Consider the following 14,455-nt stretch of genomic DNA (forward strand, 5'->3'; position numbering starts at 1 on the left):
GCGATAACGTGGTTTTTCCACTTTGAGTGCTGCCGATGACGCTTGTTTTAAGGTTTACAAGTTTTGTTTATATATACGTAGTAGTAGTTAACAAGGCCGGCCGATTTCTGTGGATAACTCTGTTTTCATCAATGTTTACAAAAGCTTGAAGGGCGCATAAGCAGAGCGTGAACGTGTGGGCGCCGGAGGGTGAACCCGGAACAACTTTGGCCGGATTTGCGGCGTGATCGAGTTGTCCCGTTTACGCCCACAGCGAGTACACAGGTCATTTGCGCGAAATTCGACGCGTTATCCACAGGCTTCAGTGGATAGCTTGTCAGCCGGACGTTTTAACTGAATTCGCCTTGTCTTAACGCTCGCAGAAGGAAGCGTGCGGGATCGATTGCATCGGCTAGTTCACGCTCGACCGGCCATGGTTCGCCCTCGATTTGCGCCGTGATCAGTTCGGCGGCGAGCGCCGACCACACCAAACCGCGCGAACCGAAAGCAAATGCGCCGTACAAGCCGGGCGTGCGCGGCAGATCGAGCGGCCATGCGCCGGAAAGGCGGCTGGCGTCGGCGCGCGCGGCGGTTTCATCGGCGAGGGCGCCGATCATGGGCATGCGATCAATCGTCACCGACCGAAACGCCACACGACCTTCCAGTGTTTGCGCTTGAGGGGCAAACCCGACCAGCGCGGGGAGCATCATCGAAACACGTTCCAGGTTTTCGATGTGACCGGCCGCCTGAATCTGCGTGTTGATGTCGTCGATATCGTAGGTCGCGCCCGTCAGCGTGCGATGCGCACCGAGCGGCACGGCGTAGCCATCACCAACGATGGGTACGCGCAAGCCATCGAGCGGGCTCGACTCCAATAGCGTCAGCTGGCCGCGCACACCGCGCGTCGGCACGCCGTGAAGCCCGGCGAGGCGCTGTGCATCGCCGGCATTGGCAAGGATCAGGACGGGGGCTTGGGCCAAGACGTGGCCGGCTGCGTCGAAGGCGGTCCACATGCCGTCTTCCCGATCGATACGCGCAACTTCCGTCCCAAAACGCGTGTTTAGCAAATCTCCCGCAACCTTGCATTGCGCGGCGCATATCGCGGCGGGGGAAATCCAGCCGCCGTGAGGGAAAAACCATCCGGGACGTGCGACGGGTTGGCCCGCCAACCGAGAAGCTTCGCGTTCATCGACGGCGATGACATACGACGGCGGCAAGCCGAATCGCTTGATCGCGGAAGCGATTGCGCGCGCATCGTCGATGGAATCTGCAATTTGCAGCAAGCCCTGGTCGCTGCGTTCCAAGGTGTGACCGGCGCGCTCGAGTTCGGACCATCGATGCAACGCGTAGAGAAATCCAGTGCGTGTCAGGCGGGCAGCGATGCTGTCGTCGCGCCAGACGATTGGGTGAAAGACGCCCGCCGGGTTGCCGGACGCATCGCGGGCGAGATTGTCGTGGCGCTCGATCAGGCTGACTCGCCATCCACGCGATGCAAGGCGCTCGGTGATCGCACATCCAGCAAGGCCAGCGCCGATGACAATGGCATGGCGCGGCGCTTGAAGTGTGGAGGCGTTCTCTTTCTCTATTACTAACGGAAGCGGCGGCTCATGACGCCGCACCCGCCAGCGTGGAGCGAAATGCGCTTTCACATAGGCGTCGTCCGGGGTTTCATCGCAGATAAAGCCCGCGTCTTTGAGCGCTTGGGGAAGCAGGGGATGCGCTTCGGCGCATAACGTCGCTTCATTTCCGGCGATACGTGCCAGCGCTTTGGCGATATAGGCCGGCTTCGCATCGGCGTGAGATAGCTGCAGATAAAAGGCATCGGCACGCAGCCAGATTTTCGGCAGCATGCTTTCTATTTCGCCGATGGCCAGCGTCAACACCACGCGCCCGTTTTCAAACTCGAGCCTGTGAAGGCCGGTCACCGGCATCGGCCATCCATGGATCAGCGACTGGAAAAGCGTGGGCTGCTCAGTGAGTTCGTCGGGGAGTTTCATCGACGCCAGCGGACCGACCGCGACGAAATGCAGACGCTCGGAGCGCTGCGGGTCCGCGCGCCAAGCCGCCCATGTTTCGATAAACAGCCGCCCAGCGTCGAATTCCGCTTGTAGAACCGTGAAAGTGCGCCGCCGGGCCCAGCGAGCGCGATCGCCAAGCACGTTTGCGCTAAAAAAGGAATGGGTCATTCGAAAGGTTTGAAAGCAAACTGATGATATGACCATCGCCGTGGATCTCGGGCCAAGCGCTGCGATCCCTTAAAGCTAATAGGGGTAAGGCTTAGCGCGTGATACACCGGATCGTCTCTTAACCGTTGGCAAAAACCAACGAAGCCTGAAATGAACAGTACGAAAGGATTGCTTGCATGAAAAGGGTAAAGGAAAGGGTTTCCGTTTGCCTCAGATCATGCGTAACTCTTGGAAACCCTTGTCCCGCTTGGGTTTGCGCTGCGTTATGATAACAACCGCCGAGTAAGGAGGAGGCCCGGCGACTGGGGTGCGAGGGTTTGCCGGAATAGTGGGCCAGGGAGCTGGACCCGCGCCAGTGCTCGACTGCAAGGCCTGCGCACGTATAATCGGCGCGTTCGCGCTGTTCGTGTCAACCTAAACTGATAAAGGAACCTTAATGAATAAACAGGAACTGATCGACGCCGTGGCCGCTCAGACCGGCGCCAGCAAGGCTCAAACCGGCGAAACGCTGGACACGTTGCTCGAAGTGGTCAAGAAGGCCGTCTCGAAGGGTGACGCCGTGCAGTTGATTGGCTTCGGAAGCTTCGGTTCGGGCAAGCGCGCAGCGCGCACCGGCCGTAACCCGAAGACCGGCGAATCCATTAAGATTCCGGCCGCCAAGACCGTCAAGTTCACGGCTGGGAAGGCATTCAAGGACGCAGTGAACAAGCGGTAAGTGCTAGCCGATTGTGAGTATGAAACCCGCCTTTGGCGGGTTTTTTTTCGCTCGCGTTTTGTCTGTCTCAGCGGTTGTGACCGCGCTAGTGGCCGTGGGCGCCGCAGTCGCAATCATCGCCGTGGTCATGATCGTGGTGATCATCATGGTCATGGTCATCCATCTCCCACGATGGAAACGGGTCAGCCAGCAATCCCTCCGACGCTTGCGACCATTCCGTATCGGTGACAAGGCAGGCGTCGAAAGCCGCGCGCCAATGCGATTCGTCCAGATCGGTTCCGATCATCGCCAGTTCCTGACGACGGTCGCCGATAGTCATATCGTCCGCTTCACCGTACCAGTCCGCGGCAATTTCAGCTTCGAGTTCGGCATCGCCCGTCGGCCATTCGCTGCGCTCCTGCGCCGCCCACCACATGCCCGCTGGACCATGACGCAGCGCGCCACCCGCTTGCGACAATGAGCCGCCAATATCACTGCGTGTCGCCAGCCAGAAAAAGCCCTTGCAACGCAATACACCCGGCCATTCCTGATGCACGAGCGACCACAGCCGTTCAGGATGAAACGGCCGGCGTGCACGATAAACAAAGCCGATGATATAGGCGTCACCGGATTCTGATGCCGCATCCGGATCGGCGTTCAGCATCGCCAGCCAGCCGGGCGCGCTCGACGTTGCATCGAAGTCGAAGCGATCCGCGTTGACCAATTCGCTCGCTGCGACCGCACCATGAAGGGCATCGATCAGCTCGGCGCGCGGATTGAGCGCATGCAGGATGCGCCGAAGTTTGGCGAGCGTTTCGGCATCGACGAGATCCGTCTTGTTGATCACGATCACGTCGCAGAACTCGATTTGCGCGATCAGCACTTCCACGATCGTGCGGTCATTCTGTTCATCGCTAGGTTCATTGCTTGCCAGGCCGCACTCGCTCAGCGCATCAGTCGACGCGTAATCGCGCGAAAAGCTCTCCGCGTCGACAACCGTCACGATCGTGTCGAGATGCGCGATGTCGTTATCGAAGACCAGGCTTTCGGCGATCAGCTGCGGGTCGTCGGTACCGGACGCTTCCACCACGATCGCATTGAAGCGCGCTTCGGCCGCGGCGCTGCTGATTTCATTCGATAGATCATCGATCCGGCCGCGAACCACCGCGATGGACGTGCCGGCATGATGGGCGAGCAGATGCTCGAGCAGCGTGGTTTTGCCTACGCTTGGCAAACCGGCAAGCACGGTAACGGGCAGGGGTTGATTCATCGCGTTTGGCATCGAATGAGGGCGCGAAGTCGCGCGAGCGGCCGTTGAAAACGGTGGCGCTTTTAAGAAAACCCGCCTCGAATAGCGGCGAGCTGGAACGCGGAATTGTGCACCAAACGCGGCTGGAACGCCGCGCCGTGCGATGAAATACAGAAGAAACAGAAGAAGTGAAGCGAACCTGAATCAGCGCGATGCCGTCAGCAACTTCCACTTGCCGAGGATAGCGATGATCTGCCTGGAGTATTGATCGCGCAGCGTTGGCGTTTCCGAATGGTAAGCACCCACCGCCTGCCACGTGTTGCCATACTTGTTCATCTTCTGGCGCAAATGCCACGCGGCGATATAAACCGACTTGCACGGCTGCATCAGCGTGGTGGTCGAGATCCCATACTGGGCGAGCTGCGTCAGGTGAACGGAATTGATCTGCATCAGACCATAGTCGATGGAACCGTTCGCGTTCTTGTTCATTGCGTCCGGCTGGTTGTGCGACTCTTGCCAGGCGATCGCCCGCAGGATCAGCGGATTGACCTTTTGATACTTGGCGGCTTCGTCGAAGCAGTCGGCGTGCGCGGGCGCGGCTGCCAATAAGGCGCCGAAGCCAATCGCAAAGAGTCGCAAGAATATTTTCATCATGTTGGGTACCACCTGATCGACTGTGCGTCCTGCGTCCGCGGAAAACTTGGTAAGACGCGGTAAGGCTTGGTAAACACGGGAAAACCCACGCATCCGGCGCGCCGCAGCGCTCGTATCATACCCGGCAGACTACGGGGTTTTAAATTTCTCTATCCGACATAGCCAAGCCGCGTGACGCCATTTAGTCTGAAAGGCATCAGAAAGTTAGACAAATCGAACGCGTTTGTCTTTAGAGGCGCATGAATTCCGAATCGCTCTACTGGACGGGCGAAAGCGAACAAATATGACAAATTCAACCTCTTCCCTATATGGAAAGGGCTGAGTAAGGGTCAAGGCAGATCGCTTTTTATCAGAAGTTTTGCGGAGATTTGTGGCGCTTTGATATTTCAGGATAGTCGGCCAGAGATTAGTGCTTTTGTGACAAACCTGACATGAAAAGCTGCTATGGTTCACGTTTTTGGGTTATGGCATTGCCCGGGCACCGGCCCTGGAAACGTCTGTTTTAAGCCTTCATGGTGTTAAGAGCGTCGAAAGACGCACGACACGGCGGCTTGTAGCGACGTGATCAGCAGGTCTAGACATCACACTCCATGAGAAGAAAACGTATGGCATTGCGTCGCGTCGCGATGGCTTTGCTGGTGGCCGGTCTTGCCACCACGCAAATTGCGCACGCACAGGTAACGCTTAATTTCGTCAACGCGGATATCGATCAGGTTGCGAAGGCGATCGGTGCAGCGACCGGAAAGACGATCATCGTCGACCCCCGGGTCAAAGGGCAGTTGAACCTCGTATCGGAAAATCCGGTGCCAGAGGATCAGGCTTTGAAAACGCTGCAGTCCGCATTGAGAATGCAGGGCTTCTCGCTCGTGCAAGATCACGGCGTGCTCAAGGTTGTGCCTGAAGCCGACGCGAAGCTGCAGGGCGTGCCGACTTACGTCGGTAATGCGCCCACCGCGAGAGGCGACCAGGTCATCACGCAAGTGTTCGAGCTGCACAACGAATCGGCCAACAACGTGTTGCCGGTTCTGCGTCCGCTGATCTCGCCGAACAACACGATCGCGGCCTACCCGGCGAACAACACGCTGGTCGTCACCGACTATGCCGACAACGTGCGGCGTATCGCGAGCATCATCGCGGGCATCGACACAGAAGCAGGCCGGCAAGTCGCCGTGGTACCGCTGAAGAACGCAAACGCGCTCGACGTTGCGGAGCAACTGAACAAGCTGCTCGATCCGGGCTCGGTGGGCAGCACCGACGCCACGCTGAAAGTCACCGTCACCGCCGATCCGCGCACGAACTCGCTGCTGTTGAAAGCCTCCAGCAGCGCACGGCTCGCCGCGGCCAGGCAGCTTGCGCGCAGCCTTGACGCAGCTACCACGCAGCCGGGCAACATGCACGTGGTCGCCCTGCGCAACGCCGACGCCACGCGTCTCGCCAAAACCTTGCGCGCGATGATGGGCAAGGGCGGCAGTGACAGTTCGTCGTCATCGGGATCGGGGTCGTCGAGCAGCTCAAGTTCGTTTGGCCAGAACGGTTCTGGTTCGTCCACCGGCACCAACGGCTTGCCGCCGCTGCCGGGTGGACTCGGCAGCAGCAGCTCGTCGTCGGGCAGCAATCCGATGGGCGGCGGCGGCCAGAGCAAGGACTCCGGCTTCGGTAACAACAACGACAACAGCAGCGGTTCCAGCGATCAACCCGGCAACGGCATGATCCAGGCCGATACGGCCACGAACTCGCTGATCATTACCGCGTCGGATCCCGTGTACCGTAATTTGCGCGCAGTGATCGACCAGCTCGATGCCCGCCGCGCGCAGGTTTATATCGAAGCGCTGATTGTGGAGCTGTCGGCAACGACCGGCGCGAATCTCGGCATTCAGTGGCAAGGCGCGCTGCTTTCAAACAGCGGCAACAACGGCGTGTACGGCAGCACGAACCTGGGCTCGGGTACGTCGAGCATTGTCGACTTGACGGCAGCCGGCGCCACGATCGCGAACAATCCGGCGGCGCTGGCGGGCCAGACGAACATCCTCACGCAAGGCCTGAACATCGGCCTGCTGCACAAGTTCGGCAACTTCTTCGGCCTGGGCGGTTTGCTTCAGGCACTGTCGACGTCGGCGGATGCGAACATTCTTTCCACGCCTAACCTCATCACGCTGGATAACGAGGAAGCGAAGATCGTGGTCGGCCAGAACGTCCCGGTGGTCACCGGTTCGTACGCCACGCCGACCGCCAATACGGGCACGTCGGTCTCCGCGTTCAATACGTTCGACCGGCGCGACGTGGGGGTGACGCTGCACGTGAAACCGCAGATCACGACCGGCGGCATCCTGAAGCTCCAGCTGTATCAGGAAGATTCCAGCGTCGATAACACCACGATCAACAATCCCGGCGGCGTGACGATCAACACGCGCTCGATCCAGTCGACCATCCTGGCGGACGACGGCGAAATCGTCGTGCTCGGCGGCTTGATGCAGGACCAGTATTCGACGAGCAACAGCAAGGTGCCTTTGCTCGGCGATATTCCGTGGATCGGCCAGTTGTTCCGCAGCGAAGCGAAGACGCGGACCAAGACGAACCTGATGGTGTTCCTGCGCCCGGTGATCGTGCGTGATCAGGCGACCAGTTCGCAAATCTCGAACGATCGCTACGAATATCTGCGCCAGCAACAGTACAACTCCACCTCCGATAACCGCATCGAAAAGGATAAGGACGTGCCGGTTCTGCCGCCGGCGCCGATCGGCCCGAGCCAGGGCGGCGTGCCGTCGCAGAACCTGTTCGACCTGGACAACATGACACGCTCGCCGTCACGCGGCGGCAGCACCACGTTGCCGCAAGTGGCGCCTCCGAAGGTGCAGGGTCAACAGGGACAGTATCAAGGCCAGCAGCAATATCAGACGGCGCAGCCGCCGGGCCAGTATCAGGGGCAGCCGGCGAACGTGAATAATTACGCTGTGCCGAATAATTCGGCGCCGGGCGTGCCGCTCAACGGCGACGCGGGAGCCAAGCCGTGAATACGCTGAGCGCGTCCGTCGCGAACGTCGCCACGAGCACGCCGTCGCCGCTCGCGGCACGGCTGATTCCTTACGCGTTCGCGCGGACCGGGCAGATCCTGGTCGCGCACCAGCACGCGGACAGCATCGAAGTGTGGATCAGCGATAAAACCAGCGACGCCGCACTCGCCGAAGTCGCTCGCAACTTCGGCGCGCTTTCGATCGTGCGTTTGCCGGTGGCCGAACTCTCGGCTGCAATCAATTCGGCGTACTCGCGAAACGATGGCAGCGCGGCGCAGGTCGTCGGTGAAGTGGAAGGCGAAGTCGATCTGTCGCGGCTGATGCAGGACATTCCCGAGATCGAGGACTTGCTCGAATCGGAAGACGACGCGCCGATCATCCGCATGATCAACGCGCTGCTGACGCAAGCGGCGCGCGAGCAGGCATCGGATATTCATATCGAACCGTTCGAGACGTCTTCGGTGGTGCGTTTTCGTGTCGATGGCACCTTGCGCGACGTCGTGCGCCCGAAGAAGGCGCTGCATGGCGCGCTGATCTCGCGTATCAAGATCATGGCGCAGTTGGACATTGCGGAAAAACGGCTGCCGCAGGATGGCCGCATTACGCTGCGCGTAGGCGGCAGGCCGGTGGACGTGCGTGTGTCCACGCTGCCGACCGGGCATGGCGAACGCGCGGTGCTGCGTCTGCTGGAAAAAGATGCGCAGCGGCTGAATCTCGAAACACTGGGCATGGCGCGCGACACGCTGGTTCACTTCGACAAGCTGATTGGCCGCCCGCACGGCATCGTGCTGGTGACCGGGCCAACGGGTTCCGGTAAAACGACCACGCTTTATGCCGCGATGTCACGGCTCGAAACGGCCACCACCAACATCATGACGGTGGAAGATCCGATCGAATATGACCTCGGCGGGATTGGCCAGACGCAGGTGAACGAGCGCATTGGCATGACCTTCGCGCGTGCGTTGCGATCCATTTTGCGGCAGGACCCCGACATCATCATGATCGGCGAAATCCGCGATCTGGAAACAGCGCAGATCGCGGTGCAGGCTTCGCTGACGGGTCACCTCGTGCTCGCAACGCTGCATACGAACGACGCGGCATCGGCGGTCACGCGTCTTACCGATATGGGCGTCGAACCGTATCTGCTCGCGTCATCATTGCTCGGCGTGCTGGCGCAGCGGCTGGTGCGGCAGTTGTGCCCCGTGTGCAAGGTAGAAAGCTCGGAAGATGGCCACATTCATTGGCACGCGGTCGGTTGCGACAAGTGCGGCCACTCGGGTTATGCGGGGCGTCGCGGCGTGTATGAACTGCTGCTGCTCGACGATCCGCTGCGCGCGCTGATTCATCGAAATGCATCGGATGCCGAAATATTGGCGGCCGGCCGAGAGCAGGGCATGCGCACGCTGCGCGAGGATGCAAACCGGTGGCTCGCGACCGGCGCAACGTCGCTGGAAGAAGTGCTGCGTGTGACGGGCGGAGATTAAACATCCATGCCGGCGTTTCGTTTTGAGGCAATCGATCAGGCGGGCAAGTCGCAGAAAGGCGTACTCGATGCCGACAGCGCCCGTGCCGCGCGCAGCCAACTGAGGACGCAGGGGCTGACGCCGCTCGTGGTCGAAGCGGCGGCTACTCGCACGCGGGGCGAGCGCAAACAGCGGTTATCGCTGGGAAAACGCTTGTCGCAACGCGAGCAGGCCATTCTCACGCGGCAAATCGCCAGCTTGCTGACAGCGGGTTTGCCGCTGGGCGAGACGCTGTCGGTGCTGACCGATCAATCGGAGCGCGATTACGTTCGCGAGCTGATGGCCGCGATCCGCGGCGAAGTGCTCGGCGGCCATTCGTTCGCCAATGCGCTGGCGGAACATCCGCGTGATTTCCCCGAAATTTATCGCGCGCTGGTGGCGGCCGGGGAACACACCGGCAAGCTTGGACTGGTGCTGTCGCGGCTCGCGGATTACATCGAGCAACGCAATGCGCTGAAGCAGAAGATCGTGCTCGCGTTCACCTATCCGGCGATCGTCACGCTGATTGCCTTCGGGATCGTCACGTTCCTGCTGAGCTACGTGGTGCCGCAAGTCGTGAACGTGTTCGCCAGCACGAAGCAGGCGCTGCCGTTCCTCACCATCGCGATGATGGCGCTCTCCGGCTTCGTGCGGAACTGGTGGTGGGCGGGGTTGATCGGCGTGGCGTTGCTGAGCTGGATCATCAAGAGTCTCCTCGCGCGGCCCGGGCCGCGCATGGCGTTCGACCGATGGCTGCTCACCGCGCCGCTGCTCGGCAAACTCGTGCGCGGGTATAACACCGTGCGTTTTGCCAGCACGCTCGCGATCCTGACCGCAGCGGGCGTGCCGATCTTGCGCGCGCTGCAAGCCGCGGGCGAAACGCTGAGCAACCGCGCGATGAGCGCGAACGTCGACGACGCGATCATCCGGGTGCGCGAAGGCACGTCGCTGTCGCGCGCGCTCGGTAACACGCGGACGTTTCCGCCCGTGCTGGTGCACTTGATCCGCTCGGGCGAAGCGACCGGCGACGTCACCACCATGCTCGACCGCGCGTCCGAAGGCGAAGCGCGCGAACTTGAACGCCGCACGATGTTTCTCACGAGCCTGCTGGAACCGCTGCTGATCCTGGCGATGGGCGGCGTCGTACTGGTGATCGTGCTGGCGGTGATGCTGCCGATCATCGAATTGAATAATCTGGTGCAGTGAAGAAGCCCATCCCATGAATGCATTCCAGACCCGCCTGCTATCGCTTATCGCGCTCGCCATTTTTTGCGCGACGCTGACGTGGTGGGTGATCACGCTGACGACTCACCAAAGCGCGCCGTTGCCGGCGGCGGCGGCAGGGCGCGCGCCATCGGTGGAACAGGCGGCTACCTTGTTCGGCGGGCAGTTGCAGCATCAGGAAAACCAGGACGTGCACCTGTTCGGGATCCTCGCGCTGCAACACGGCGCGGCGGCGATCGTCAGCTACGGCGGCGAACCGGCGAAAGCGATCTCGCTGGGCGGGCCGCTGACGCAGGGCGTGACGATCAAGGAAGTGCGCGCGCGTTCGATCATCATCGACAGAGGCGGCAAGCGCTCGGAAATCTTCCTGCCGCCAAATGCGCCCGGCCCAACCATTTATGTGCGCTGAATGTGCGCTGAAGCCGTTCGAGATCAAGCCAATCGGACGAGGCGCCGCTTACGAAATGAAACCTGCCAGGCCGGAGCTATAGAATGCTTGCCTGCCCTTCGCGACCGTTGATTGTTCCGACGAATAGTCCATGGTCCAGATCAGGGCGGCGGATGGGCATCGAACATCGTGTCGGGCCTGAGGGCTTTACGAATCAATTGGAAAGGAAGATCAAGTCATGCAAATGTGGATGAAGCGCCGCTATGAGCTGCAAATGGCGCAAGGTACTCAGCAGTCGCGTCGCCAGCGCGGCTTTACGCTGATCGAAATCATGGTCGTGATCGCGATTCTCGGCATTCTCGCCGCGTTGATCGTGCCGAAGATCATGAGCCGACCGGACGAAGCGCGTCGCGTGGCGGCGAAGGCGGATATTGGCTCGATCATGCAGTCGTTGAATCTTTATCGACTCGATAACGGCCGTTACCCGACCCAGGAGCAGGGGCTGCGTGCGCTGGTCGAAAAGCCGACCACCGAACCGATCCCGAACAACTGGAAAGGCGGCGGTTATATGGATCGCGTTCCAATGGATCCCTGGGGCAAGGAATATCAGTACCTGAACCCGGGTGTGCATGGCGAGGTGGACGTATTCAGCTACGGCGCCGACAGCAAACCAGGCGGCGAGGGTAATGACTCCGATATCGGCTCGTGGCAATAGGCTTTTTGAGCCTCTCCTTGCCGCTCTTTAACAGAAGCTAATCGACGTGAACATGCAGCACAAGCCGGACTGTTCAGCACCCGATGCCGAGGCGGCGCGTCGCGCGAAGGTGCGGCCGCAGGCCGGTTTTACGCTGCTGGAAATGCTGGTGGTGCTGGTGATCGCGGGATTGCTGGTGGGACTGGCGTCGGTGAAGCTCACGCGCAATCCGCGCACGGACCTGAATGAGGAAGCGCAGCGTCTCGCGCTCCTGTTCGAATCCGCGGGCGACGAAGCGCAGGTGCGGGCACGGCCTATCGCTTGGCAGCCGCTCGACGGCGGTTTTCGCTTCGATATGCGCACGGAAGACGGCTGGCGGCCGTTACGCGACGACCTGCTGCGCCCGCGCCGCTGGGAAGGCGGCGTGACGGGCGTAACCATCCAGTATGTGGGTACGGATCAATCGGCGGCGCGGGTGGTGTTCGGCACTGAAGCTATCGATACCCCGATGGAAGTGACGCTCATCTCGGCATCGGGGAGCGTGTCGATCGTGGGAACGGGCAACGGCCGTTATCAGGTGCGCTGATGTCGACTCCGTCAAAGCCAAGGTCAACGCGTGGTTTCACCATGATCGAAGTGCTCGTCGCGCTGGCGATCATTGCGGTGGCGCTGGCGGCGTCGCTGCGCGCCGTGGGCGCGCTTGCCAACGGCGAGTTGGATTTGCACCGGCGGCTGCTGGCCGGCTGGAGCGCCGATAACGAACTCGCACAATTGCGTCTTACGCATAAGTGGCCGGACATTGGAACGCGCACGTTCGATTGCTCGCAGGGCAATCTCAAGCTGATTTGTACCGACCGCGTGTCGCCCACGCCGAATCCAATTTTCCGGCGCGTGGAAGTCGTCGTGGAGTCGCCGGGAATCTCCGGCAACCTCGCGCAAATGGTCATGGTGGTGGCGAATGAAACCAATCGTTCGCTCTAGGCGCAGCGGTCGTGGCCATCGTGGCGCTCACGGCTTTACGCTGATCGAGATGCTTGTCGCCATCGCGATCCTCGCGGTGATCGCGGTGCTCTCGTGGCGTGGCCTCGACCAGATCATGCGCGGCCGCACGACCATCACGAACGCGATGGAAGATGAACGCGTGGTGGCGCAATTGTTCGACCAGATGCGCATCGACGCCCGCCAGGCTGCCACCGACGACGAAGCCGGCGAGGCTGCGGTCGCTATCGGCGGGAATGCGCTGCAGATTGTTCGCGGCGTCTACACACAAGGCGTGGCGCCGCGCTTGCAGGTCGTGCGCTACCGCTTGACCGACAGCGGCCGCGTGGTCCGTTTTGCATCGCCGCTGGTCGCAAATGTGGGTGACCTGCGGCGGGCGTTATCGGCGTCGGACAATTCGGATGGGTGGACCTCGATCCCGCTGATGGCCGGCGTCTCGACCTTCGCCACGCGCGCCTATGTGCCCCAAACCGGCTGGACGATGCGCATGGGCGACGTGGCTGCGCGAATCACGCAGAACGATAACAACCTGAAAGTGCCGCAGCTCGGCAACGAGCCGTTGCCGCGCGCAGTGACGGGTATTCAGGTCGCGGTCGGCGCGCACAATCTGGCGCTGCCGATCACGCGCGTGTTCCTGATCGGAGAATGACCATGCATTCTTCATCGGCTCAGGCGAAACGGCTCAGGCCAGCGACGCCTTCCAGGCATTTGCGGCAGCAGCAGCGGCGGCAACAGCGACAGCGCGGCGTGGCGATCATCAGCGCGCTGCTGGTCGTGGCGCTGTCGGCGATCATCGTGTCGGGCTTGTTGTGGCGCCAGCAAGTGCAGGTCCGCCGTATCGAGAACCAGCGGCTGCTCGCGCAGGCACAGTGGATTTCGCGCAGCGCGCTCGACTGGACCCGGCTGATCCTGCGTTCCGAAGCCGATTCCGCGCCGAATGTCACCTATCTCGGCGGCGTGTGGGGCGTGCCGATCGCTAAAACGCGGCTGTCGGACTTTCTCGGACAGATTGGCGATGTCCGGGCGCAGCAGGGCGCATCCACTTATCTGTCGGGATCGATTGAGGACGCGCAGGCCAAGTTCAACCTGCGCAACCTGGTTTCCACGCCCACGCCGGGCTTGCTGATCATCAATGTGCAGGAGATCGCGTCGTTCCAGCGGCTGCTGACGCTGCTCGGGCTCGATGCGTCGCTGGCGAAGAACGTCGCCCTGCGGATTCGCTCAGGATTGGCGCAATCGGCGACGCGGTTCCAGACGCAATCGACAACCGCGGCCGCGAACAGCACACCGTCCTCCACGCTGGCCGCGATCGCGCAGGGTGGCGGAACGGGCGGCGGCAATTTCACCGACGACCCCGGCCTCGCCGATGCCGACAGCAACGCGCCAGTCGCGCCGCTCCAGATGATCGACGTGGAGTCGCTGCTCGATATTCCCGGTTTTTCGCCGGAAGCCGTGGAGAAATTGCGGCCGTTCGTGACGGTGCTGCCAACCACGACATCGGTGAACATGAATACCGCGTCGGCCGAAGTGATTGCCGCGACGGTGCCTGGCATGTCGGTGTCGCAGGCGCAGGCGTTTGTCGCGCGCCGCGAGACCGTGTTTTTCCACGATGTCAGCAATGTGGATCTCGCGCTGACCGGCGCGGGTGCGCAAACGACGAACATCGACCCGAATCAGATGGACGTCACCACGAAATATTTCCTGATCCACGGCCGCGTGCAGCACGAGCGGTCGGAAGTCGACCGGACGACCTTGCTGTATCGCGATCCGGCGACGCATTCCACGCGTATCGTCTATGTACGCGACCAGCTTTGATGCGTTTTTAATGCGTACCGATCTCCTAGTACGCGCAGTACAGTAAATAACTTTCGATAC

At 61.2% G+C, this 14,455-nt stretch carries 13 protein-coding genes; 10 read left to right on the plus strand and 3 right to left on the minus strand.

Features of this window, described 5'->3' with window-relative positions:
- Positions 1–329: 329 nt before the first annotated feature.
- A complete protein-coding gene (gene mnmC, locus ACSQ83_RS08245) occupies positions 330–2,165 on the minus strand; it encodes a bifunctional tRNA (5-methylaminomethyl-2-thiouridine)(34)-methyltransferase MnmD/FAD-dependent 5-carboxymethylaminomethyl-2-thiouridine(34) oxidoreductase MnmC (protein WP_436227795.1) in 1,836 nt (611 codons plus the stop codon).
- Between the two features lie 436 nt (positions 2,166–2,601).
- Between mnmC and ACSQ83_RS08250 the strand changes: the two genes are divergently transcribed.
- Positions 2,602–2,880, plus strand: coding sequence for an HU family DNA-binding protein (locus tag ACSQ83_RS08250; protein ID WP_031364544.1), 279 nt, complete (start codon positions 2,602–2,604; stop codon positions 2,878–2,880).
- Positions 2,881–2,965: 85 nt separating this feature from the next.
- On the opposite strand, the gene ACSQ83_RS08255 is transcribed toward ACSQ83_RS08250, so the two are convergent.
- Together ACSQ83_RS08255 and ACSQ83_RS08260 are read right to left on the minus strand one after the other, a co-directional pair.
- A complete protein-coding gene (locus ACSQ83_RS08255) occupies positions 2,966–4,129 on the minus strand; it encodes a GTP-binding protein (protein ID WP_436227796.1) in 1,164 nt (387 codons plus the stop codon).
- A gap of 183 nt (positions 4,130–4,312) precedes the next feature.
- Positions 4,313–4,759, minus strand: a complete 447-nt coding sequence (locus ACSQ83_RS08260; protein WP_414967640.1) for a lytic transglycosylase domain-containing protein — start codon at positions 4,757–4,759, stop codon at positions 4,313–4,315.
- A gap of 608 nt (positions 4,760–5,367) precedes the next feature.
- On the opposite strand from ACSQ83_RS08260, the gene gspD reads away from it, so the two are divergent.
- From gspD to gspK, 9 genes are all read left to right on the plus strand, one after another.
- Entirely contained in the window at positions 5,368–7,773 is a 2,406-nt protein-coding gene (gene gspD / locus ACSQ83_RS08265) for a type II secretion system secretin GspD (protein WP_436227797.1), read from the plus strand.
- Positions 7,770–9,257 carry a type II secretion system ATPase GspE gene (gene gspE / locus ACSQ83_RS08270; protein WP_414947736.1) on the plus strand — a complete coding sequence of 496 codons (1,488 nt, stop codon included), beginning with the start codon at positions 7,770–7,772 and terminating at the stop codon, positions 9,255–9,257. Before gspD ends, gspE begins: the two co-directional genes overlap by 4 nt.
- Positions 9,258–9,263: 6 nt before the next feature.
- Positions 9,264–10,481, plus strand: a complete 1,218-nt coding sequence (gene gspF, locus ACSQ83_RS08275) for a type II secretion system inner membrane protein GspF (protein WP_414947735.1) — start codon at positions 9,264–9,266, stop codon at positions 10,479–10,481.
- A gap of 13 nt (positions 10,482–10,494) precedes the next feature.
- Positions 10,495–10,908, plus strand: coding sequence for a type II secretion system protein N (locus tag ACSQ83_RS08280; protein WP_414947734.1), 414 nt, complete (start codon positions 10,495–10,497; stop codon positions 10,906–10,908).
- Between the two features lie 217 nt (positions 10,909–11,125).
- Positions 11,126–11,602, plus strand: coding sequence for a type II secretion system major pseudopilin GspG (gene gspG, locus ACSQ83_RS08285; RefSeq protein WP_414947733.1), 477 nt, complete (start codon positions 11,126–11,128; stop codon positions 11,600–11,602).
- A 52-nt stretch (positions 11,603–11,654) separates the two neighbouring features.
- Complete coding sequence (locus ACSQ83_RS08290; RefSeq protein ID WP_414967606.1) at positions 11,655–12,167, plus strand: GspH/FimT family pseudopilin; 513 nt, start codon at positions 11,655–11,657, stop codon at positions 12,165–12,167.
- Complete coding sequence (gspI, locus tag ACSQ83_RS08295) at positions 12,167–12,562, plus strand: type II secretion system minor pseudopilin GspI (RefSeq protein WP_414947731.1); 396 nt, start codon at positions 12,167–12,169, stop codon at positions 12,560–12,562. Before ACSQ83_RS08290 ends, gspI begins: the two co-directional genes overlap by 1 nt.
- Entirely contained in the window at positions 12,540–13,229 is a 690-nt protein-coding gene (locus tag ACSQ83_RS08300; protein ID WP_436227798.1) for a PulJ/GspJ family protein, read from the plus strand. Before gspI ends, ACSQ83_RS08300 begins: the two co-directional genes overlap by 23 nt.
- A 2-nt stretch (positions 13,230–13,231) precedes the next feature.
- A complete protein-coding gene (gene gspK, locus ACSQ83_RS08305; protein WP_436227799.1) occupies positions 13,232–14,395 on the plus strand; it encodes a type II secretion system minor pseudopilin GspK in 1,164 nt (387 codons plus the stop codon).
- Positions 14,396–14,455 lie beyond the last annotated feature (60 nt).

The organism is Caballeronia sp. LjRoot29 (assembly GCF_964252755.1).
In the GTDB taxonomy this organism is placed as follows: domain Bacteria; phylum Pseudomonadota; class Gammaproteobacteria; order Burkholderiales; family Burkholderiaceae; genus Caballeronia.

Excerpts from the sequence above, each read along its gene's own strand:
- mnmC (WP_436227795.1), bottom strand. The coding sequence starts at position 2,165 with ATGACCCATTCCTTTTTTAGCGCAAACGTGCTTGGCGATCGCGCTCGC.
- ACSQ83_RS08250 (WP_031364544.1), top strand. The coding sequence starts at position 2,602 with ATGAATAAACAGGAACTGATCGACGCCGTGGCCGCTCAGACCGGCGCC.
- ACSQ83_RS08255 (WP_436227796.1), bottom strand. The coding sequence starts at position 4,129 with ATGAATCAACCCCTGCCCGTTACCGTGCTTGCCGGTTTGCCAAGCGTA.
- ACSQ83_RS08260 (WP_414967640.1), bottom strand. The coding sequence starts at position 4,759 with ATGAAAATATTCTTGCGACTCTTTGCGATTGGCTTCGGCGCCTTATTG.
- gspD (WP_436227797.1), top strand. The coding sequence starts at position 5,368 with ATGGCATTGCGTCGCGTCGCGATGGCTTTGCTGGTGGCCGGTCTTGCC.
- gspF (WP_414947735.1), top strand. The coding sequence starts at position 9,264 with ATGCCGGCGTTTCGTTTTGAGGCAATCGATCAGGCGGGCAAGTCGCAG.
- ACSQ83_RS08280 (WP_414947734.1), top strand. The coding sequence starts at position 10,495 with ATGAATGCATTCCAGACCCGCCTGCTATCGCTTATCGCGCTCGCCATT.
- gspG (WP_414947733.1), top strand. The coding sequence starts at position 11,126 with ATGCAAATGTGGATGAAGCGCCGCTATGAGCTGCAAATGGCGCAAGGT.
- ACSQ83_RS08290 (WP_414967606.1), top strand. The coding sequence starts at position 11,655 with ATGCAGCACAAGCCGGACTGTTCAGCACCCGATGCCGAGGCGGCGCGT.
- gspI (WP_414947731.1), top strand. The coding sequence starts at position 12,167 with ATGTCGACTCCGTCAAAGCCAAGGTCAACGCGTGGTTTCACCATGATC.
- ACSQ83_RS08300 (WP_436227798.1), top strand. The coding sequence starts at position 12,540 with ATGAAACCAATCGTTCGCTCTAGGCGCAGCGGTCGTGGCCATCGTGGC.
- gspK (WP_436227799.1), top strand. The coding sequence starts at position 13,232 with ATGCATTCTTCATCGGCTCAGGCGAAACGGCTCAGGCCAGCGACGCCT.